The organism is Mycolicibacterium neoaurum (assembly GCF_036946495.1).
Lineage (GTDB): Bacteria > Actinomycetota > Actinomycetes > Mycobacteriales > Mycobacteriaceae > Mycobacterium > Mycobacterium neoaurum_B.
Window position 1 is genome coordinate 1,340,883 of the sequence record NZ_JAQIIX010000002.1, and the last position, 18,562, is coordinate 1,359,444.

At 67.7% G+C, this 18,562-nt stretch carries 19 protein-coding genes; 7 read left to right on the forward strand and 12 right to left on the reverse strand.

Annotated elements, in window-relative coordinates:
• Nucleotides 1–10: 10 nt before the first annotated feature.
• Genes PGN27_RS11860 through ftsH form a run of 7 tightly spaced genes read right to left on the reverse strand, consistent with a single transcriptional unit; the run spans nucleotide 11 to nucleotide 6,429 of the window.
• Nucleotides 11–1,204 carry a DUF6779 domain-containing protein gene (locus PGN27_RS11860; RefSeq protein WP_335326292.1) on the reverse strand — a complete coding sequence of 398 codons (1,194 nt, stop codon included), beginning with the start codon at nucleotides 1,202–1,204 and terminating at the stop codon, nucleotides 11–13.
• A gap of 59 nt (nucleotides 1,205–1,263) precedes the next feature.
• Entirely contained in the window at nucleotides 1,264–1,749 is a 486-nt protein-coding gene (locus PGN27_RS11865) for a DUF3180 domain-containing protein (RefSeq protein WP_335326293.1), read from the reverse strand.
• On the reverse strand, nucleotides 1,749–2,249 hold the full coding sequence (folK, locus tag PGN27_RS11870) for a 2-amino-4-hydroxy-6-hydroxymethyldihydropteridine diphosphokinase (RefSeq protein ID WP_335326294.1): 501 nt from the start codon (nucleotides 2,247–2,249) through the stop codon (nucleotides 1,749–1,751). Before folK ends, PGN27_RS11865 begins: the two co-directional genes overlap by 1 nt.
• Complete coding sequence (gene folB / locus PGN27_RS11875; protein WP_335326295.1) at nucleotides 2,246–2,617, reverse strand: dihydroneopterin aldolase; 372 nt, start codon at nucleotides 2,615–2,617, stop codon at nucleotides 2,246–2,248. The genes folK and folB overlap by 4 nt, the downstream gene beginning before the upstream one ends.
• Nucleotides 2,610–3,434: a dihydropteroate synthase gene (gene folP / locus PGN27_RS11880; RefSeq protein ID WP_335328715.1), complete on the reverse strand. Its 825-nt coding sequence runs from the start codon at nucleotides 3,432–3,434 to the stop codon at nucleotides 2,610–2,612. Before folP ends, folB begins: the two co-directional genes overlap by 8 nt.
• Nucleotides 3,435–3,445: 11 nt before the next feature.
• Nucleotides 3,446–4,063, reverse strand: coding sequence for a GTP cyclohydrolase I FolE (gene folE / locus PGN27_RS11885; RefSeq protein WP_335326296.1), 618 nt, complete (start codon nucleotides 4,061–4,063; stop codon nucleotides 3,446–3,448).
• Between the two features lie 17 nt (nucleotides 4,064–4,080).
• Nucleotides 4,081–6,429: an ATP-dependent zinc metalloprotease FtsH gene (gene ftsH, locus PGN27_RS11890; protein WP_335326297.1), complete on the reverse strand. Its 2,349-nt coding sequence runs from the start codon at nucleotides 6,427–6,429 to the stop codon at nucleotides 4,081–4,083.
• A gap of 164 nt (nucleotides 6,430–6,593) precedes the next feature.
• Between ftsH and PGN27_RS11895 the strand changes: the two genes are divergently transcribed.
• The 4 genes from PGN27_RS11895 (at nucleotide 6,594) to PGN27_RS11910 (ending at nucleotide 10,494) form a co-directional block, all read left to right on the forward strand.
• Nucleotides 6,594–7,529, forward strand: coding sequence for an alpha/beta fold hydrolase (locus PGN27_RS11895; RefSeq protein ID WP_335326298.1), 936 nt, complete (start codon nucleotides 6,594–6,596; stop codon nucleotides 7,527–7,529).
• Nucleotides 7,526–8,719 (forward strand): LLM class flavin-dependent oxidoreductase, encoded by a 1,194-nt coding sequence (locus PGN27_RS11900; RefSeq protein ID WP_335326299.1) that lies wholly within the window; start codon nucleotides 7,526–7,528, stop codon nucleotides 8,717–8,719. The genes PGN27_RS11895 and PGN27_RS11900 overlap by 4 nt, the downstream gene beginning before the upstream one ends.
• Nucleotides 8,719–9,735 carry a zinc-binding dehydrogenase gene (locus tag PGN27_RS11905; RefSeq protein ID WP_335326300.1) on the forward strand — a complete coding sequence of 339 codons (1,017 nt, stop codon included), beginning with the start codon at nucleotides 8,719–8,721 and terminating at the stop codon, nucleotides 9,733–9,735. Before PGN27_RS11900 ends, PGN27_RS11905 begins: the two co-directional genes overlap by 1 nt.
• Before the next feature lie 87 nt (nucleotides 9,736–9,822).
• Nucleotides 9,823–10,494, forward strand: a complete 672-nt coding sequence (locus PGN27_RS11910; protein ID WP_418888653.1) for an SIMPL domain-containing protein — start codon at nucleotides 9,823–9,825, stop codon at nucleotides 10,492–10,494.
• Nucleotides 10,495–10,595: 101 nt separating this feature from the next.
• Here the strand turns inward: PGN27_RS11910 and PGN27_RS11915 are convergent, their stop codons facing one another.
• From PGN27_RS11915 to dacB, 5 genes are all read right to left on the reverse strand, one after another.
• Nucleotides 10,596–11,918: an HNH endonuclease signature motif containing protein gene (locus tag PGN27_RS11915; RefSeq protein WP_335326302.1), complete on the reverse strand. Its 1,323-nt coding sequence runs from the start codon at nucleotides 11,916–11,918 to the stop codon at nucleotides 10,596–10,598.
• Nucleotides 11,919–12,235: 317 nt separating this feature from the next.
• Nucleotides 12,236–12,811, reverse strand: coding sequence for a hypoxanthine phosphoribosyltransferase (hpt, locus tag PGN27_RS11920; RefSeq protein ID WP_335326303.1), 576 nt, complete (start codon nucleotides 12,809–12,811; stop codon nucleotides 12,236–12,238).
• Nucleotides 12,812–12,824: 13 nt separating this feature from the next.
• Nucleotides 12,825–13,781 carry a tRNA lysidine(34) synthetase TilS gene (tilS, locus tag PGN27_RS11925; protein WP_335326304.1) on the reverse strand — a complete coding sequence of 319 codons (957 nt, stop codon included), beginning with the start codon at nucleotides 13,779–13,781 and terminating at the stop codon, nucleotides 12,825–12,827.
• The gene (locus PGN27_RS11930) at nucleotides 13,760–14,803 is read right to left on the reverse strand and encodes an Rv3626c family coenzyme F420 biosynthesis-associated protein (protein WP_335326305.1); all 1,044 of its coding nucleotides are present in this window, start codon (nucleotides 14,801–14,803) and stop codon (nucleotides 13,760–13,762) included. The genes tilS and PGN27_RS11930 overlap by 22 nt, the downstream gene beginning before the upstream one ends.
• Entirely contained in the window at nucleotides 14,800–16,179 is a 1,380-nt protein-coding gene (gene dacB, locus PGN27_RS11935; protein WP_335326306.1) for a D-alanyl-D-alanine carboxypeptidase/D-alanyl-D-alanine endopeptidase, read from the reverse strand. The genes PGN27_RS11930 and dacB overlap by 4 nt, the downstream gene beginning before the upstream one ends.
• 66 nt (nucleotides 16,180–16,245) lie before the next feature.
• On the opposite strand from dacB, the gene PGN27_RS11940 reads away from it, so the two are divergent.
• From PGN27_RS11940 to PGN27_RS11950, 3 genes are all read left to right on the forward strand, one after another.
• Nucleotides 16,246–16,734, forward strand: a complete 489-nt coding sequence (locus PGN27_RS11940; protein ID WP_335326307.1) for an inorganic diphosphatase — start codon at nucleotides 16,246–16,248, stop codon at nucleotides 16,732–16,734.
• 123 nt (nucleotides 16,735–16,857) lie between these two features.
• Complete coding sequence (locus PGN27_RS11945) at nucleotides 16,858–17,379, forward strand: 2-oxo-4-hydroxy-4-carboxy-5-ureidoimidazoline decarboxylase (protein ID WP_174241603.1); 522 nt, start codon at nucleotides 16,858–16,860, stop codon at nucleotides 17,377–17,379.
• Between the two features lie 34 nt (nucleotides 17,380–17,413).
• Entirely contained in the window at nucleotides 17,414–18,562 is a 1,149-nt protein-coding gene (locus PGN27_RS11950; protein ID WP_335326308.1) for a serine hydrolase domain-containing protein, read from the forward strand.

Here is an 18,562-nt window from a genome sequence, read left to right on the forward strand (position 1 = left end):
TGAGCCTAGCTCACTCCTCGCGGCGCCTGCGTCGGCCGCCTCCGGTGGGGTTGGCCTGCAACCGGGACAGCAACTCGGAAACCGGTTGGCCGCCGCTGTGCTGGCCGCCGGGCTCGGGCTCTGGTGCTGCGGCAGCGACCTCGGGTCCGCGATGCCGCGGTGTGGGGGCCGGGGGCGTCGGGTCTACCGGCGGTTCTACCGGCGGTGGCGTCTGATCGGCCTCCGGGGGCACCGCGTGCCGGGACCGGCGTGGCGCCTCAGCCAGATCGGGGGCGATATCGGGGTTGGCATGGCGGCCGCGGCGCGCCTCCCGGTCGGCCACGGCATCGGGCGCGGGAGCCGGGGTCGGGCTGGGCGGGGTCTGCGGTGCCGGTTCCGGCGGACTCCAGTTGCTGCCCGGGGCACCTGCCGGAATCCACTGTCCGTCGGCCGGGGCCGGGTTCCACTGTGCCACCAGCGGTTCGGCGGGTTCGACCGGTTCCACCCGCGGGGGGACCACGGGTGGAGCGGGGGTCGGAGTCGTGGTGCGCCGCTGCCACGGCGGCGCGGACTGCTCGCCCCCCTGCGGATTCTCCGATGCCCGCCGATGCGCACCCCGCGCCGGCTCGGCCGGCGGCACCCATCCGAACTCGGGTGGATGCGGTTCGGCCGGGACGTCGATGATCGGGCTCTCCTCGGTGCGCGGTTCGGCCTCGCTGCGCACGGGGGCATCGATCCGGCTGGCTATGACCCGGCCGGCCGGACGTTCGGTTTCCAGGGCCGGTCGCTCGTCGAGATCGGCATCGAACAGGATCTCAAGGTTGGCCCGCAACGCCGCGAGTTCGGCACGCAACGCGGCCACCTCATCGGAGGACTGAGCGCGCAGCTCAGCGGACAGCTCGCGGCGCAACTGTGTCTCGACGGCCAGTTCGTATTCCCGACGGGCCGAGATCTCGCGGTCGAGCTGCAGGTCGTACACGTACTTCAGGTCGCGCACCTTGGCCTGATCCAGATCGCTCTGTCTGCGATAGATGAAGGACGCGAAGGCAGCCGCCACGGCGGCCCACAGAGCCAGTACCACAGCAAGTTTGAGCAACTCGACACGGTTGGTGAAGACCAGCACGGTGCTCGAGACGATGGCCAGGACCAGCAGGATGGTCAGCAGGACCCAACCCGGCCTGCGGTTGACGCGCCGAACGCGCATGCCGCGGGAGGGGTCGGTCATGGGCTCCGACTGTACCGGTCGCAGGTCGCATCGCGTGTCGACCGGTGCGGCGATTCGCCCTAGTCGGCCGCACCTGGAAGCGGGTCGGCGGTCTCATTCTGGTCGTCCGGGGATTTGCAGCAGTGCTGCAGCCACAACCCCGCCGCCACCAATGCGAGCGCACACACCGCGGCAACCACGGCGCCACCGGTGTCCTCACCGGCGACCCGCACGGTGTCCCGGCGCGGCAGCAGGTAACCGAGAACGCCGGCCCACCAGCCCAGCACCAATGCCCCAACCCAGGCCGATGCCTTCGCGATGAGCACCGATCGGGCCACCGCGAGCGGATGCAACCGTCCCGCACCCACACCGACCTTGCCCTCGGCGATCCGCCGGCGCACGAACTGACCCCAGACCGCGATCGCGACGGCGACGGCCAACAGCGAGATCCCGCTCCACGCGGTGATCGGCGGGAACCATCGGTACAGGCCGGTGACCAGCAGATAACCGAGAACTGCGGTCACGGCGGTGGCCGCTGCCAGATCGCGGACGCGGGTCGGTCCCATCAGAGCGCCAGGATCAGATCGGTCCGGCGCACACCCGCGCGCTCCTCGGCGGTCAGGCCGGCCAACAGGTCGGCGACCGGCGTTGCGGACAGAACCGCGTCCGGGTCGGCGGCCAGCCACGGGACCAGGACGAAGGCCCGCTCGTGGGCGTGGGGATGCGGCAGCGTCAGATCGGTTTCGCTGCAGAGTAATTCGACGCCGTTGTCGCAGCAGCAGATGACGTCGACATCGAGGGTACGCGGCCCCCAGTGCACCTCACGGACGCGGCAGGCCGCGGCCTCCAATGCCTGCCCGCGCCGCAACCAGCCGTAGCCGTCGAGCGCGGGGTCCTCGGCGATGAGCACTGCGTTGAGGAAGGCGTCCTGTTCGACTCCGCCCCAGGCGTCGGTCTCGTAGACCGGCGAGACCGCACGGACGCGAGCACCCAGATCGTCGACGACCGATTGCAGGTGGGCGAGCCGGTCGCCCAGGTTGGAGCCGATCGACAGCACCGCCCTCACCGGGCACCGCGCCGGGACCGCCGCGCGACCACCGCCACATCGTCGAAGGCCAGCGGGATGGGCGCCGACGGTTTGTGCACGACGACCTCGACGGCATGGATCCGTTCGTCGGTCATCACGTCCTCGGCGATCTCTGCCGAGACCGTTTCGATCAGGTTGCGCGGTGGACCACCGACGATATCGGCGGCCCGCTGCGCCAACCCGCCGTAGTCGACGGTGTCGGCCAGGTCGTCGCTGGCCGCGGCCGCGGCCAGGTCCACCCAGACGGTGATGTCGATGATGAAGTCCTGGCCGTCTCGGCGCTCGTGGTCGAAGACGCCGTGGTGGCCGCGTACCTTCAACCCGCGCAGTTCGATGCGGTCAGCCATGCTCCTCCTCTTGTCCGCCCGACCAGGCCGCGAGAACCTTGAGCGCGTCGACCGAGGCCTGCACATCGTGGACCCGCACGCCCCAGGCACCGTGCTGGGCGGCCAGGACCGACACCACGGCGGTGGCGGTCTCGCGTCCCGCCGGTGGTCGGGCCGTCCCGTCCGGTCCGGCCAGCAACGCGCCGAGGAAACGTTTGCGAGAGGCACCCACCAGCACCGGTATCCCGGTGCCGACGAACTCGGGCAGGGCGCGCAGCAGTTGCCAATTGTGTTGGGCGGTCTTGGCGAATCCGAGGCCCGGATCGATGATGATGTTGGCCGGGTCGACCCCCGCGGCCACGGCGGCATCCACGCTGCGCAGCAGTTCCGCGCGCACCTCGGCGACGACGTCGGTGTAGGCGGGAACATCGTGCGGGTCATCGGCGCGTACCGACCGCCAGTGCATCAGCATCCAGGGCACCCCGGCCTCGGCCAGCAGCGCGGCCATGTTGGGGTCGGCGCGTCCGCCGGAAACGTCGTTGACGATCGCGGCGCCGTGTTCGAGCGCGGCGCGTGCCACCGCCTCGTGCATGGTGTCGATGCTGACGGTCACGCCGGCGGCAGCCAGCTCACGCACGACCGGCACGACACGGGCGGTTTCCACGGCGGGGTCAACGCGGACCGCCCCCGGACGGGTCGACTCACCGCCGACGTCGATGATGGCGGCGCCGGCGGCGACCATGGCGTGGGCGTGTTCGAGGGCGCGGTCCCGATCGAGGAACAGGCCGCCGTCGGAGAACGAATCGTCGGTGACGTTGAGGACACCCATCACCCGCATGCGCGTGGAGCTCACCGGCGCAGGATCAGTTCCAGTGCCTCGGCCCGGGACGCACTGTCGGTCTTGAACTGACCGCGCACCGCTGACGTGGTCGTCACGGCACCGGGTTTGCGAATACCCCGCATCGCCATGCAGAGGTGCTCGGCCTCCATCACCACGATGACACCGCGCGGATCGAGTTTGCGCATCAGTGCGTCGGCAACCTGCGCGGTCAGTCGTTCCTGCACCTGCGGACGCTTGGCGTAAAGATCGACCAATCGGGCGATCTTGGAGAGCCCGGTGACGCGCCCGTCGCGGCCGGGGATGTAGCCGACATGGGCGACACCATGAAAGGACACCAGGTGGTGCTCGCAGGTCGAGTACATCGGAATCTGCTTCACCAGCACCAACTCGTCGTGCTGTTCGTCGAAGGTGGTGTTGAGCACCGCGTCGGGATCGGTGTAGAGCCCCGCGAAGATCTCCTTGTACGCCCTGGCCACCCGCGCGGGGGTGTCGATCAGGCCGTGCCGGTCCGGGTCCTCGCCGACGGCCAGCAGCAGTTCCCGGACCGCCGCTTCCGCGCGCGCCTGATCGAACTCCGCCTGGACGAATCCGCTGGTGCTCTCGCCGTTCTTGCCCGACGTCGTCATCGACGCTCCGTTTCTGGTCAGCCTCGTGGAGGTGGCGGATTCTCCGGCGGGGGCCCGTAGTGGCCCGGCGGCGAACCGTGTCGTGGGCCACCGTACTGCCCGTGCTGCGGATCGGGCTGCCCAGGCTGCGGGGGCCCGTACTGCTGCTGGGGCGGGGGCCCGTACTGCTGCTGGGGTGGCGGACCGTACTGCGGCGGCGGGGCGCCCTCGCGCGGCGGCCAGCCCGGTGCATGCCAGCCTGCGGGCGCGCCGTAGTCGGGTTGGGCGTGGCCGTTGGGAGCGCCGTGCGCACCGTGGGAGCCACCGAATCCGTTGGCACCGGATCCATTGGCACCCGATCCGTTGACACCGGAGCCGCCGTCGGCGGGCCGGTTGGCCTCCGCCGCGCGGCTGGCCTCCAGGATCGCGGCCTTATAGGCGGGTTCTTTCACCGGCGGCGGCCACGGCTCGCCGCGTTCGATCGCGATCTCGCCCGGGGTCTTGATTGGCGGCTTGTCCGAGGGCACCCGGCCACCGAAGTCGTCGAACATCGTCAATCGGGGCCGCTTCTTGACCTGACCGAAGATCGCCTCCAGCTCGACTCGGTGCAGCGTTTCCTTCTCCAGCAGCTCTCCGGCAAGGATATCCAGCACGTCGCGGTACTCGGTGAGGATCTCCCAGGCCTCGGTGTGCGCGGCCTCGATGAGCTTGCGCACCTCCTCGTCGATCTCGCGAGCCACCTCATGACCGAAATCGGATTGGGTACCCATGGAGCGGCCGAGGAAGGGATCGCCGTGCTCGCTGCCATAACGGACCGCACCCAATTTGGCGCTCATGCCGTATTCGGTGACCATGGCGCGGGCGATCTTGGTGGCCTGCTCGATATCGGACACCGCACCGGTGGTGGGCTCGCGGAACACGAGTTCCTCGGCGGCGCGACCACCCATCGCGAACACCAGTCGAGCGATCATCTCGGAGCGGGTCATCAGACCCTTGTCGTCCTCGGGCACCGCCACGGCATGCCCGCCGGTGCGGCCGCGAGCCAGGATGGTCACCTTGTAGATCGGCTCGATATCGGGCATCGCCCAGGCCGCCAGCGTGTGGCCGCCCTCGTGGTAGGCGGTGATCTTCTTCTCGTGCTCGCTGATGATGCGGCTCTTGCGGCGCGGACCGCCGACGACCCGGTCGACCGCCTCTTCCAGTGCCGCGCCGGTGATGACGGTGCCGTTCTCGCGGGCGGTCAGCAGCGCCGCCTCGTTGATGACGTTGGCCAGATCGGCGCCGGACATGCCGACGGTCCGCTTGGCCAGCCCGTCCAGATCCGCATCGGGTGCGATCGGTTTGCCCGCCGAGTGCACCTTGAGGACGGCGCGACGACCGGCCAGATCCGGGTTCGAGACCGGGATCTGGCGGTCGAATCGGCCGGGGCGCAGGAGCGCGGGATCCAGGATGTCCGGGCGGTTGGTCGCGGCGATCAGGATGACGCCCTGGCGATCGCCGAATCCGTCCATCTCGACGAGCAGCTGGTTCAGCGTCTGCTCACGTTCGTCGTGGCCACCGCCGAGGCCGGCGCCGCGCTGACGGCCGACGGCGTCGATCTCGTCGACGAAGATGATGCAGGGGCTGTTCTGCTTGGCCTGTTCGAACAGGTCACGCACGCGAGAGGCGCCGACACCGACGAACATCTCGACGAAGTCCGAACCCGAGATGGTGAAGAAGGGCACCCCCGCCTCCCCGGCGACCGCCCGTGCCAGCAGGGTCTTGCCGGTGCCGGGAGGACCGAACAGCAGCACACCGCGCGGGATCTTCGCGCCGAGAGCCTGGTAGCGGCTCGGATTCTGCAGGAAGTCCTTGATCTCGTAGAGCTCCTCGACGGCCTCGTCGGCGCCGGCCACGTCGGCGAAGGTGGTCTTGGGCATGTCCTTCGAAAGCTGCTTGGCCTTGGACTTGCCGAAGCCGAAGCCCATCCGGCCGCCGGACTGCATCCGGGAGAACATGACGAACAGGCCGACCAGCAGCAGCAGCGGGAGCATGTAGATGAGCAGGGTGCCCAGGACGCTGCCCTGGTTGACGACCGTGTTGATCTTGGCGTTCTTGGCGCTGAGGTCGTCGAACAGCTGCACACCCACGCCGGTGGGGTACTTGGTGAGGATCTTGTCGCTGTTCTCGGTGTCACCGTTGCCGGATTTCAGATCGAGGCGTAGCTGCTGCTCGCGATCGTCGATCTGGGCGCTGTTGACGTTGCCCGCCTCGATCTGGGCCATCGCCACCGAGGTATCCACCGGCTTGTAGCCGCGGGTGTCGTCACTGAAGTAGAAGAAGGACCAGCCAAGCAGCAGCACCACGGCGATCGCCGTGAGCGTGCGAACGACATTCTTACGGTTCATACGTCAGTTCGGTTCATCGATATCTGCGGCCGCGCGGGTGCGCCGGCCGACCCGGTCCTTCCGATATACGCAGTTGGGAAACTAAAGGCTACCGCTTGAACAACGATCGGAAGTTCCCGGCCGGGATGCTCGTCACGGCCAGGAACGTGTGCTTGGGTGAGACGATGCTCACACCAACCGAACGGTTAGTCGATACCAACGGCGTGACGCTTCGCGTGACGGAGGCAGGTGAGCGCGGCAACCCGGTGGTGGTGCTGGCTCACGGCTTTCCCGAGCTCGCGTATTCCTGGCGCCACCAGATCCCTGAGCTGGCGGCTGCCGGCTACCACGTTTTGGCCCCTGACCAGCGTGGATACGGTGGCTCGTCACGACCCGAGGCGATCGAGGCCTACGACATCATCGAGCTGACCAACGACATCGCCGGACTGCTCGACGATGTGGGCGCCGAGCGCGCGGTGCTGATCGGTCACGATTGGGGCTCCCCGGTGGTAACCAACTTCCCGCTGTTCCACCCCGATCGGGTTCGCGCGATCGCCGCGCTGAGCGTGCCGCCGATCCCGCGGGCATCGGCCCCGCCCACCCAGATCTGGCGCGGGATCTTCGGCGACAATTTCTTCTACATCCTGTATTTCCAGGAACCCGGCGTCGCCGATGCCGCGCTGGGCGCCGATCCGCGGGCCTCGCTGCAGCGGATGGTCGCCTTGGAGGGCTTCGGCGGCCCGGTCGACGAGATGGCCGACAATCCGCTGCCCCCGCTGCCCGAGTGGATGAACGCCGATGAGTTCGACGAGTACGCCCGGGCTTTCGAGGCGACCGGCTTCACCGGCCCGTTGAACTGGTACCGCAATTTCGACCGCAACTGGGAGCTCACCGATCCGGCTGCCGGCCGGGTGGTCACCACCACCATCACCGCGCCCGTGCTCTTCCTGGCCGGCAGCGTAGATCCCGTGCTGAGCTTCACCCCACGCGACCATGTCCGGGAGGTGGCCACCGGCGAGTACTACGAGGTTCTGCTCGACGGCGCCGGCCACTGGTTGCAACAGGAGCGCCCCACCGAGGTCAACGCCGTGCTGCTGGAGTTCCTCGGGGGGCTGGCGTGAGCGCCCCGCTGAACTTCGGGGTGTTCGTCACCCCGTTCCATCCGCCCGGCCAATCCCCCACCCTGGCTCTGCAATACGACATGGACCGGGTCGAGGAGCTGGACCGGTTGGGTTACGACGAGGCCTGGTTCGGCGAACACCATTCCGGCGGTTACGAACTGATCTCCTGCCCCGAGGTGTTCATCGCGGCGGCCGCCGAGCGCACCCGCCACATCCGCCTCGGCACCGGGGTGGTGTCACTGCCCTATCACCATCCGCTGATGGTGGCCGACCGCTGGGTGTTGCTGGACCATCTGACCCGTGGCCGGGTGATGTTCGGGACCGGCCCCGGCGCGCTGCCCTCGGACGCCTACATGATGGGCATCGATCCGGTCGACCAGCGCCGGATGATGCAGGAGTCCCTCGAGGCGATCCTGGCGCTGTTCCGCGCGGCGCCCGACGAGCGCATCGATCGCCAGACCGATTGGTTCACGCTACGCGATGCCGCGCTCCAGGTTCGGCCATACACCTGGCCATATCCGGAAATATCGACCGCTGCAATGGTTTCCCCGTCCGGCCCGCGACTGGCCGGCCAGCTGGGAACCTCTCTGCTGTCGCTGTCGATGTCGGTGCCCGGCGGTGCGGCAGCGGTGGAGACAACCTGGGATATCGTCACCGACCAGGCCCAGCGGTCCGGCCGCGATGCCCCCGACCGCAAGGATTGGCGGGTGCTGGGCATAGTCCACGTCGCCGACACCAAGGAGCAGGCCATCGAGGACTGCACCTACGGGTTGCAGGATTTCGCGAACTATTTCGGCGCGGCCGGTTTCGTCCCACTGTCCAACGCGACCGACGGCGGCGCCGATGATGCCCGCGCGTTCGTCGAAGACTATGCGGCCAAGGGTAATTGCTGTATCGGCACCACCAACGAGGCCATCGCCTACATCCAGGATCTACTGGACCGCTCGGGCGGATTCGGCACGTTCCTGATGCTGGGGCACGATTGGGCCTCGCCGGCGGCGACGTATCACTCCTACGAACTGTTCGCCAGGGAGGTGATCCCGCATTTCAAGGGACAGCTGACCGCTCCGCACGCCTCCCACGAGTGGGCGAAGGGTATGCGAAATCAGTTGCTCGGCCGCGCGGGACAGGCGATTGTCAACGCGATCACCGAGGCTGCCGACGACTCCGCCGCCAAGGCGACGAGCTGATGCGCGCCGCCGTTCTCCGCGATGGCGCGATGGTCGTCCGCGACGACATCCCCGAACCCATCCCCGGCCCAGGTCAGGTGCTGGTGGCGGTCAAGGCCTGCGGGATCTGCGGTTCGGACCTGCATTTCGCATCCCATGGCGACGAGATGCTGGCGGCCGGCGCGGAGATGGAGGGCATGCCCGACACGCTGGCAGGCATCGATCTGGCCGCCGATGTCTACATGGGCCACGAGTTCAGCGCCGAGGTACTGGACGCGGGCCCTGGGACCGACGCGCCCGCCGCCGGCACGATTGTCACATCGGTGCCGGTGCTGGTGTCAGCGTCCGGTCTGGAGATGATCGTCTACAGCAACTCGACCGTCGGCGGTTACGCCGAACGGATGCTCCTGTCGGCGCCGCTGCTGCTGCCGGTGCCCAACGGCCTGGACCCGCGCCACGCCGCGCTGACCGAACCGATGGCCGTCGGTCTGCACGCGGTGAACACCTCGCAGGTCCAACGCCGGGAGACCGCACTGGTCATCGGGTGTGGGCCGATCGGGATCGCCATCATCGCCGCACTACGCTACCGCGGCGTAGAAACCATTGTGGCGTCTGACTTCTCACCCACCCGGCGTGAGTTGGCCGCACGGATGGGTGCGCACGTGACGGTCGATCCGAGCCAAGGGTCACCGTTTCACCGCAGCGCGCCGGCAGTGGTGTTCGAAGCCGTGGGTGCTCCGGGCATCCTCGACGACGTCATGCGCAGGGCACCGGCCGGTGCTCGGGTGGTGATCGCCGGGGTCTGCATGCAACCCGATACGGTGCACCCGTTCTTCGCCAGCGCCAAACAGCTCAGCCTGCATTTCGTGTTCGGCTATGACCCGGCAGAGTTCGCCGAGTCGCTGCGAGCTATCGCCGAGGGGGATATCGATGTCGCCCCGATGATCACCGGCGAGGTCGGACTGGACGGTGTGGCGGGGGCTTTCGCCGATCTGTCCGATCCCGAGCGGCATTGCAAGATCCTCGTCACGCCGTGAACGGTTAGGGTGCGAAACATGACCTTCGCGCAACGATTGCCGGTCCGTGTCAGCCTCGCAGCCCTCGCAGGCGTCCTCACCATCGGGATGACCGCCTGTGATTCGAACTCCGGTCCGGTCGCGACGGGTCAGCCCGCCGCGGAGACGGGCCGACAGGTCACTGTCGTGGGCTCCGGCGAGGTCCAGGGCACCCCGGACACGTTGACGGTTTCGGCGGCGATGGAGGCGATCGCCCCAGACGTCTCCGGCGCGCTGAACCAGACCAGTCAACGCCAGCGAGCCGTGATTGACGCGTTGACCGGGGCCGGCATCGAGGAACGCGATATCAGTACCAGCCAGGTGTCGCTGCAGCCGCAGTACAACACCGACGGGAGCCGTATCGACTCCTACCGCGCGAGCAACGGGGTGGACGTGAAGATCCGCGACGCGGGCCAGGCCTCCGACATTCTGGCGCTGATAGTCGACACCGGTGGCGACGCGACACGGATCAACTCCGTGAGCTACTCGATTGCTGACGACTCGCAGTTGGTGCGTGACGCGCGCGCCCGCGCCTTCGACGATGCCAAGGCTCGCGCCCAGCAATACGCCGAACTGTCGGGCCTGAACCTGGGTGACGTGGTGTCGATCTCGGAGGCTTCCGGGTCGACTCCCCCGCCACCGATGCCGATGCCGCGCGGTGCGATGGCCGAGGCGGTTCCGCTGTCTCCGGGACAGCAGACCGTCGGGTTCACCGTGACGGCGGTGTGGGAACTGAGCTGACCCCAGCCGTCTGGCGGCAGGGCCGGGGCCAACCCAATCCCTGGTTGCGCGCTGTTCTCTGTTCAGTTGTCAAGGTGCGCTGTGGCTTTGGGCGCTTTGGGTTATGCGGCGGTCGGTAGGTCGGTCATGGTGCGTCGGGCGTGCGATCGCAGATGCTCCGGTTCGGGCCCGCCGGGTGTGTGCGGTGGGATGAACCAGGGATGGCGATCCCTACCGAGATAGACCCGCCAGCCACCGTGATGGATGAGACTGTGGTGCAGCCGGCACAGCAGCACCCCGTTGTCCACACTGGTTGCGCCACCGGCGCTCCAGGGTTGGATGTGGTGGGCATCGCACCAGGACACCGGCCGCCCACACCCAGGATGGGCACACCCACCATCACGCACGCCGAGTGCTTTGCGGATCGCCGGGGTGAACAGCCGTTCGGCCCGGCCAACGTCCAGCGGTACTCCGGTGTGATCGACGACCACCGAGGTCAACGTCGAGTCACAGGCGATCAGGTCCGCGGTCGCGGCGCTGACCGGTCCGGCGAACCCGAGCCGATCCACCGCGCCCCCACTCACCCCCGGGTGCACCGGACGGATGAGGGTGACGTGTGGGAGCACCCCGCCGGACATCGGACGCCGCGACTGCGACAAATAGGTGCGCAGCACCTGCCCGATCGCCTCCGCCCGCCGGGTGTTGATCGGCCGCGGGTCCGGAGAGCCGTCCGGCAGCGGGACCGGTCGGCACAACGGATCCAACGCCGCACACAGCTCGTCCCCGGTCCCGACATCCAGGTCGAGAATGGCCTCGAAGCGGCCCTCGCCGTTCTGGACCAAGGTCATCACATTCAGCGCGGTGTCCTCGGCGACCGGCACCACCCGCTCCTCGGGCGGAAGACTCGCGGCGCGGTCGAGGGCGATCGCGCGGGCCTTCGCCGCCACCTCGGCCGGGGTGGTCTGCACCATCAACGCGCGCACCACCGTCGCCCGATCGTCGTCGGATAAGGGCGTCCGCGCGTCGATGTGGGTGACACCTTTGCCGACGGCGTCGGCGAACTCGATACCGATCCCACCCAACCGCTGCGCGGTCGTCAGCGCCCCCAAAGACGGGGCCATCCGCCCGACCCGTACCGCGCGGGTCGCCGCACCCGGGGCCATACCCAACAACCTCAACAAATCGGTGCCGGTGCGCAGGTGCCGCCGCCCCGGCACACCCGCCCGCTCAGCCGCCGCCACCGCCGAGGCGATCACAAAATCCAACAGATTCCGCGCCGACACCGCCGCAGCCAACACCGCCAACAACGGCTCGTCATCGACCACCGGCCGAGCACACCGCACCAACCGACCCAAGCTCGACCCGACATCATCCTCAGGACAGATTCCCGGCGTCAGCTCATCGATCAACGCATCAACAAACAAATCCAGACAGGTGGAGTCCATAACGGAGACCGGCTTTCCCCACAGCACCCAACCAAGGGCACCATCAAACACACACAGCCCGCACGACCCCCGGACAGGGACCGTCGAACCTCGCGGCGACCGAAGTCGCGGTCTGCGGCTCACCAGATCCGAGGATCGGGAACCACGGCGCATTCGAACTTGTGTTCGAGTCTACGCCGAGAGATCCGCGGCGGCAAGGGGTTCTGGGGCGCAAAAGACAGTCATTGGACCGATCGGGCTGACAGCGCCACGCTGGACTGTTCCGAAGCATCTAACCCGACGGACAACATGAGTCCCCGAAGGGCATGCCGGCACCGCTACGACGACTGGTAAACCTTGGGCTCCAGCGTGCCGATATAGGGCAGGTCGCGGTACCGCTCGGCGTAGTCGAGGCCGTAACCAACCACGAACTCGTTGGGGATGTCGAACCCGATATAGGTGACATCGACGTCGGCACGCACCGCATCGGGCTTGCGCAACAGCGTGCAGACGCGCAGCGAACGGGGGTTGCGCGTCGCGAGATTGCGCAACAGCCACGACAGCGTCAGGCCCGAATCGATGATGTCTTCGACGATCAGCACGTCGCGGTCGTGGATATCGCGGTCCAAGTCCTTCAGGATGCGCACCACGCCAGAGGAGGACGTCGAGGATCCGTAGGAGCTGACCGCCATGAACTCCAACTGGGTAGGCACCGCGATGGCACGTGCCAGGTCTGTCACGAACATGACGGCACCCTTCAACACCGTGATCAGGAGCAGATCCTGGTCACCGGCGCCCGCACGATAATCGGCGGCGATCTGGGCGGCGAGTTCGGCAGTCTTGGCCTTGATCTCGTCTTCGGATAGCAAGACCGACTTGATATCGCCGGGATACAACTCCGCAGTCACGCCCACAGCGTAGCGGTGCTCACCCGACGGGTTCACGGTAGAGCGTCAGCAGCCCGCCCCGGCGGGCCACGAACAACCGCTCACCGGGCACGCCATTGGGCACCGCCACCCCGCCCTGACCGCGCCAATCGGTGATCAGGGCCTCCACGCCGCGCAACTGACCGTCGTTGAGATCACAGGCGCCGCTGCCCAGCAACCAGCGACGGATCACCCGGCGGCGGACCGCACTGGGCAGAACCGCCAGAGCAGAGACGTCCAGGGCGTCGCCGTCGGTGGCGTGGGTGTCGGCCAACGCGTCCAACGCCTCGCTGTCCTCCCGCAGCGCGGTGGCGGTCCGGGCCAGCGCCGCCGCGACGCCACCGCCGAGCACCTCCTCCAGCAGTGGGAGCACCTCGGTACGCAACCGGACCCTGGTGAAGCGCGGATCGGTGTTGTGCGGATCGTGCCACGGTGTCAGGCCAAGCTCGGCACAGGCTGCCATCGTGGTGGCGCGGCGCTGCCCGAGAAGCGGCCGACACCACGGATCATCGAAAGGACGCATTCCGGCGATAGAGCGGGCTCCCGAACCACGCCCGAGGCCGAGCAGCACCGTCTCGGCCTGGTCATCGAGTGTGTGCCCGAGCAGCACCGGCATACCGTCTCGCCCACCGCCGAGCGCGCGGTAACGCGCGGTCCGCGCGGCCGCTTCCGGGCCGCCGGTTGCGCCGACCTCGACCCGGAGAACCTGTGCGTCAACACATCCGAGCTGCATCGCGTGGTCACGCGCGGTGGCGGCCACCCGATCCGAACCGTCTTGCAGTCCATGGTCGACGATCAGCGCTGTGGTCGGCCGCAGCATCGCGGCCACCGCCGCAAGCGCCAGCGAATCGGCACCACCGGACAACGCCACCGCCCATGGCCGAACATCACCAAGATATCTCCCGGCGAAAGTCGCCACGGCCGAGCGTAATTGCGCTACAGCACCCGATCGATCCATCGCTGCGGTTCCTCGATCTCCTCCGGCCTTGGCAGCGTCTGCGCATCGGTCCAGATGGCATTGAAGCGATCCATACCAACTCGGGACACCACGTCGTCGACGAAGGACTTGCCGCGAGTGTACTGATTGAGCTTGGCATCGAACCCCAGCAGCGTACGGATAATCCGTTGCAGTGGAGGCTGTTTGCGTTGACGCCGTTCATCGAATCGATGCCGGATGGTGGCTACCGTCGGCACCACGGCAGGCCCAACGGCATCCATGACGTGCTCGGCGTGTCCTTCCAACAACGTGCCGAGCACCAGCAGCCTGTCCAGCGCCTCGCGCTGCGGTGCGGCCTGAACCGCCCGCAGCAATCCCAGCACACCGGTCGAATTCGGCTCGTCGGCGGAGCCGCTGCGTTGCTTGCGCACGTATTCGGCGAGCCGACCCACCAGGTCACCGATCTGATCGGCACCGTCACCGGTCAGCGTGTCCAGCGACGATGACATGTGCTCGGCCAGCCAGGGATTGGCGCGGAACTGAACCCGATGGGTGACCTCGTGCAGACACACCCACAACCGGAAATCCGCCGGATCGACCCGCAACTGCCGCTCGACAGCAATGACATTGGGATAGACCAACAGTAATTCGCCGCCGTTCGAGAAGGGGTCGTACTGCCCCAGGATTCCGCTGGAGATGAACGCCAGCACCGCACCCGTCTGGGCACCGGTGACCTTGGCGGCCAACGCTGCCGCCACGCCGCGGGACTGTTCGTCCGAGCCACCGGTCATCGCTTGCATGGACTGGGTGGCCGCCTGCACCCACTGCGGACGGTCGACCACACGTGCTTCGGGGACCTCGGCACCCTCGTTGAGATGCGTCACCTCGCGGACCGGCAACTCGGCGGTGCGGGCCGCCTCGGCCAGCTGAGCAATGGCCTGATCACGGGTGTAATCGGTGGTCGCCGGCGCAGGACGGGACAGTTTGGCGCCGACGGTTGCGGCGACCGCCCAGTCCACGGCGGCGCCGACCGACTGACTCATCCGCCGCACCCACACAATCGCAACTTGGCGGCCAAGGCGTCGAGTGAGGTGCGACCGGTGGGACCGGCATTGTTGGACAACAACGCGAAGGTGAGCACCCGGCCGCTGCTGTCGGTGACGATGCCGGCCAGGCTGTTGGTGCCGGTCAGCGAACCGGTCTTGGCGCGCAACCAGCCCGCCGATGCCTTCCCCTCATCGGTGTCGAGATACCGATTCGACAGCGTCCCACTGCCACCAGCGATCGGCAACAGGTCGACCAGTGGGCGCAATTTTGGTTGGTCGTCTCCGACAGCGACAGCGATCACCTCGTCCAGCGTAAGCGCGGTCAGCCGGTCGTCGACCGAAAGGCCACTGGAATCAAGCAATTTGGCCCCGGTGGTGTCGATGCCGGCCGCACGCAACTGCCCGAGAACCGCTTGTGCCGCACCATCGAAACTCTGCGGACGATTCAGCGCGGCGGCCACCTCACGACCGATGGATTCGGCCATCACGTTGTCGGACTCGTACATCATCTGGCGCAACCGCTCGATCAGCGGCGGCGACTGCACCGACGCGATCTCGTCGGCGTCGGCACTGGACCGGGTGCTGATCGTCACCGATGCCGGGTCGACGCCCAACGCCACGGCCAAGGCACGGCCGGCGTCCAGACCGGGGGTGCGCGAACGGCGCGAGTCATAGGACACCGGCTGGGTACGGCCGCCATCGAGCATCACCGATTCCATCGGCGCGATATCACCGCCGTCGATGTCCAGCGGATCCCAACCGATCGCCATCGTCGGCCCGCTGTAGGCGCTCAGGTCGACTTGCACCGACGTGACCCGCACACCGGTCTTCTTGACCTGGTCGGCGAGATCGCTGATCCGCGCGGCACCCTTGTACCAGGTGCGCTTGTCACCGCCGAAGGCCGACAGTGTCGGGTCGCCGCCGCCGCGCAGCACCACCACCCCGGGCCGGTCACCCTCGCGCACCGTGGTGGTCAGCCGGGCATCCCGATCCAGCGTCAGCAGCGCCGCCGCGGTGGTCAGCGTCTTATTCGTCGACGCCGGCTGCATGGGGATGTCCTCCCCTTGGGACCACAGTTCCTGCCCGGTGACCGCATCGGTGACCCGGCCGGTGAGCATCCCCAGATTCGGGTCGGCCAGTGCGGTGGCCAACATCGCCGCCATGCCCTTGGGCGTCGGCTCGGTGATCGCATCGCCCAACGGCGCCACACCCGGGGCAGCTGTCACTGCCGCCGGCTGGGCCGGCAGGTCGTTTCTCGCCGCGGTCCGCGACGAGGTGACGACGGCGGCCACCCCCACGACGGCGGCGACGAGCACGAGAACCACCAGACCGATCACCAGGTGGGTTGATCGGCGCCATCGACCGGGCCGCATAACGTGCAGCGTATCGCTCCTCTAAGGTGGACCCGCCAGACCAACGGAGGCGAAGGAGCTGTTCGGGTGTCGTTCGACGTCGTCATCGAGATCCCCAAGGGGTCCCGCAACAAGTACGAAGTGGACCATGAGACCGGGCGGGTCAAGTTGGACCGCTACCTCTACACCTCGTTCGGCTACCCCGCTGACTACGGGTTCTTCGAGAACACCCTCGGCGAGGACGGCGATCCGCTGGACGCCCTGGTGCTGCTGCCCGAGTCGGTCTTCCCAGGTTGCACGGTCGAGGCGCGGCCGGTCGCGATGTTCAAGATGACCGATGAGGCCGGCGGCGACGACAAGCTGCTCTGCGTGCTCGCCGACGACCCGCGCTGGGAGCACATCCAGGACGTCGGTGATGTCTCCCAGTTCGAGCTGGATGCCATCAAGCATTTCTTCGTGCACTACAAGGACCTGGAGCCGGGCAAGTTCGTCAAGACGGCCGACTGGGTCGGCCGCGAGGAAGCCGAGGCGGAGCTGCAGCGTTCGATCGAGCGGTTCAAGGCTCAAGGCCACTGATCGGCCCGCCGATCGAAGGCCACTGATCGGCCCGCCGATCGAAGGCCACTGATCGGCTCGTGATTTTGCACCGCCGTAACACGCGGTAACCCGGCCGTGTCCTGGCCCTCTGATGATTGATGCGTGTTGCTGCATCAAGGAATCGGCCTGGACGTGTTCAACGCGTTGCCCGAACGCAAGGCCGTGCACGCGCTCTACGAGTGCTGTAACAGCTACGTGCTGGCCCGCGAACTCGTCCGCGGCCGCCCTTATCCAGATCACGACGCGCTGTTTCGCCGCGCCGACGCCGCACTGTTCGAGCTGCCCGAATCCGCCGTGGATCAGATCCTGGACGCCTGCCCCGACATCGGCAGGCGTCCGCGCAGCGCGAAGTCGCAGGCCGAACCCTGTGCGGTCTGGGATGACGATGCCGAACTGATGGCAGCTCTCAGCGCGGCCTCGCGGCAGTACGCGCAACGCTACGGGTTCACCTTCGTGATGTTCGTCGACGGACACTGCGCACGCGATGTCCTCGCCGCCGTCACCGACCGGATGCACCATGACACCGAGACCGAACGCAAGATCCTGCGCAACGAACTGGCCAAGATAGGTCGCAGCAGGTTGGAACGGATGCTCGGCCCCGAGGGCGGTTACCAGAACTGGTAGGTGCGCCCGGCGGCGATCGGCCATGATGGCTGCCATGACCGTCGACGGTGTGTGCGACCCCCGGTTCGAGCAGGTGGCCGACGCGCTCGGCCGAGCCATCGACGATGGTGAGGAGTGCGGCGCCGCGATCGCGATCGATATCGGTGGCGAACTGCTCGTCGACATCTGGGGCGGTTACGCCGATGCCGCCCGCACGTCGCCGTGGACCGCGGACACCATCGTCAACGTGTGGTCGTCGACCAAGAACGTCACCGCGCTGGCCGGGCTGATGCTGATCGACCGCGGGCTGCTGAGCGCACACACCCCGGTCGCCGAGGTGTGGCCAGAATTCGGCGCAAAGGGCAAGGACCGCGTCGAGTTCCGGCATCTGCTGACGCACTCCTCGGGAGTCTCCGGCTGGGATCAGCCGGTGACGCCCGAGGACATCCTGGACCGGGACCGCTCGACCGCCATGCTCGCGGCGCAGGCACCCTGGTGGGAGCCGGGCACGGCCACCGGCTATCACGCCCTCACCCACGGCCACCTGATCGGCGAGGTTGTCCGCCGGGTCACCGGAAAACCGTTGAAGCAGTTCATCGCCGAGGAGATCGCCGGACCGCTGGGTGCGGACTTCCAGATCGGCGCCCGGCCCGAGGACGAACAGCGGATCGCCGAGATCATCGCGCCGGCAGACCCTTTCGAGGGAATTCCGCCGATGGACCAGTGGACCGAGCAGATGCTCAAAACGTTCACCGGGCCGGCCCCGGACCCGCTCATTGCGAACACACCGCAGTGGCGGGCCGCCGAGATCGGCGCAGCAAACGGGCACACCAACGCCCGCGGCCTGGCCAAGATAATGTCGGCGATCTCGCTTGGCGGCATCGTCGACGGTGTCGAACTGCTCAGGCCGCAGACCGTGGACTCCATCTTCGAGACCCAGCTGGCGGGACCTGATCTAGTGTTGGCGCAGCACCAGATCAGGATGGGCCTGGGCTTCGGTTTACCCAGTCCCGCAATCGGTTACATCCCGGAAGGCAAGATCTGCTTCTGGGGTGGCTGGGGCGGATCCTGGGAGTCGATGAACCCCGACTCACGCACCACGATCGCCTACGTGATGAACAAGATGGGTCCCGGCATCGAGGGATCCGCGCGGACCGACCGCTACTTCCGGCTGATCTATCAGGCGCTCGACGCTATCGGCTGA

Coding starts and splice junctions, on each gene's coding strand:
- tilS (WP_335326304.1), bottom strand. CDS start 13,781: ATGGATCGATCGGGTGCTGTAGCGCAATTACGCTCGGCCGTGGCGACT.
- folP (WP_335328715.1), bottom strand. CDS start 3,434: ATGCGGGTGATGGGTGTCCTCAACGTCACCGACGATTCGTTCTCCGAC.
- PGN27_RS11895 (WP_335326298.1), top strand. CDS start 6,594: ATGCTCACACCAACCGAACGGTTAGTCGATACCAACGGCGTGACGCTT.
- PGN27_RS11950 (WP_335326308.1), top strand. CDS start 17,414: ATGACCGTCGACGGTGTGTGCGACCCCCGGTTCGAGCAGGTGGCCGAC.
- PGN27_RS11905 (WP_335326300.1), top strand. CDS start 8,719: ATGCGCGCCGCCGTTCTCCGCGATGGCGCGATGGTCGTCCGCGACGAC.
- folB (WP_335326295.1), bottom strand. CDS start 2,617: ATGGCTGACCGCATCGAACTGCGCGGGTTGAAGGTACGCGGCCACCAC.
- PGN27_RS11860 (WP_335326292.1), bottom strand. CDS start 1,204: ATGACCGACCCCTCCCGCGGCATGCGCGTTCGGCGCGTCAACCGCAGG.
- dacB (WP_335326306.1), bottom strand. CDS start 16,179: ATGCGGCCCGGTCGATGGCGCCGATCAACCCACCTGGTGATCGGTCTG.
- PGN27_RS11930 (WP_335326305.1), bottom strand. CDS start 14,803: ATGAGTCAGTCGGTCGGCGCCGCCGTGGACTGGGCGGTCGCCGCAACC.
- folE (WP_335326296.1), bottom strand. CDS start 4,063: ATGACGACGTCGGGCAAGAACGGCGAGAGCACCAGCGGATTCGTCCAG.
- ftsH (WP_335326297.1), bottom strand. CDS start 6,429: ATGAACCGTAAGAATGTCGTTCGCACGCTCACGGCGATCGCCGTGGTG.
- PGN27_RS11865 (WP_335326293.1), bottom strand. CDS start 1,749: ATGGGACCGACCCGCGTCCGCGATCTGGCAGCGGCCACCGCCGTGACC.
- PGN27_RS11910 (WP_418888653.1), top strand. CDS start 9,823: ATGACCGCCTGTGATTCGAACTCCGGTCCGGTCGCGACGGGTCAGCCC.
- PGN27_RS11915 (WP_335326302.1), bottom strand. CDS start 11,918: ATGGACTCCACCTGTCTGGATTTGTTTGTTGATGCGTTGATCGATGAG.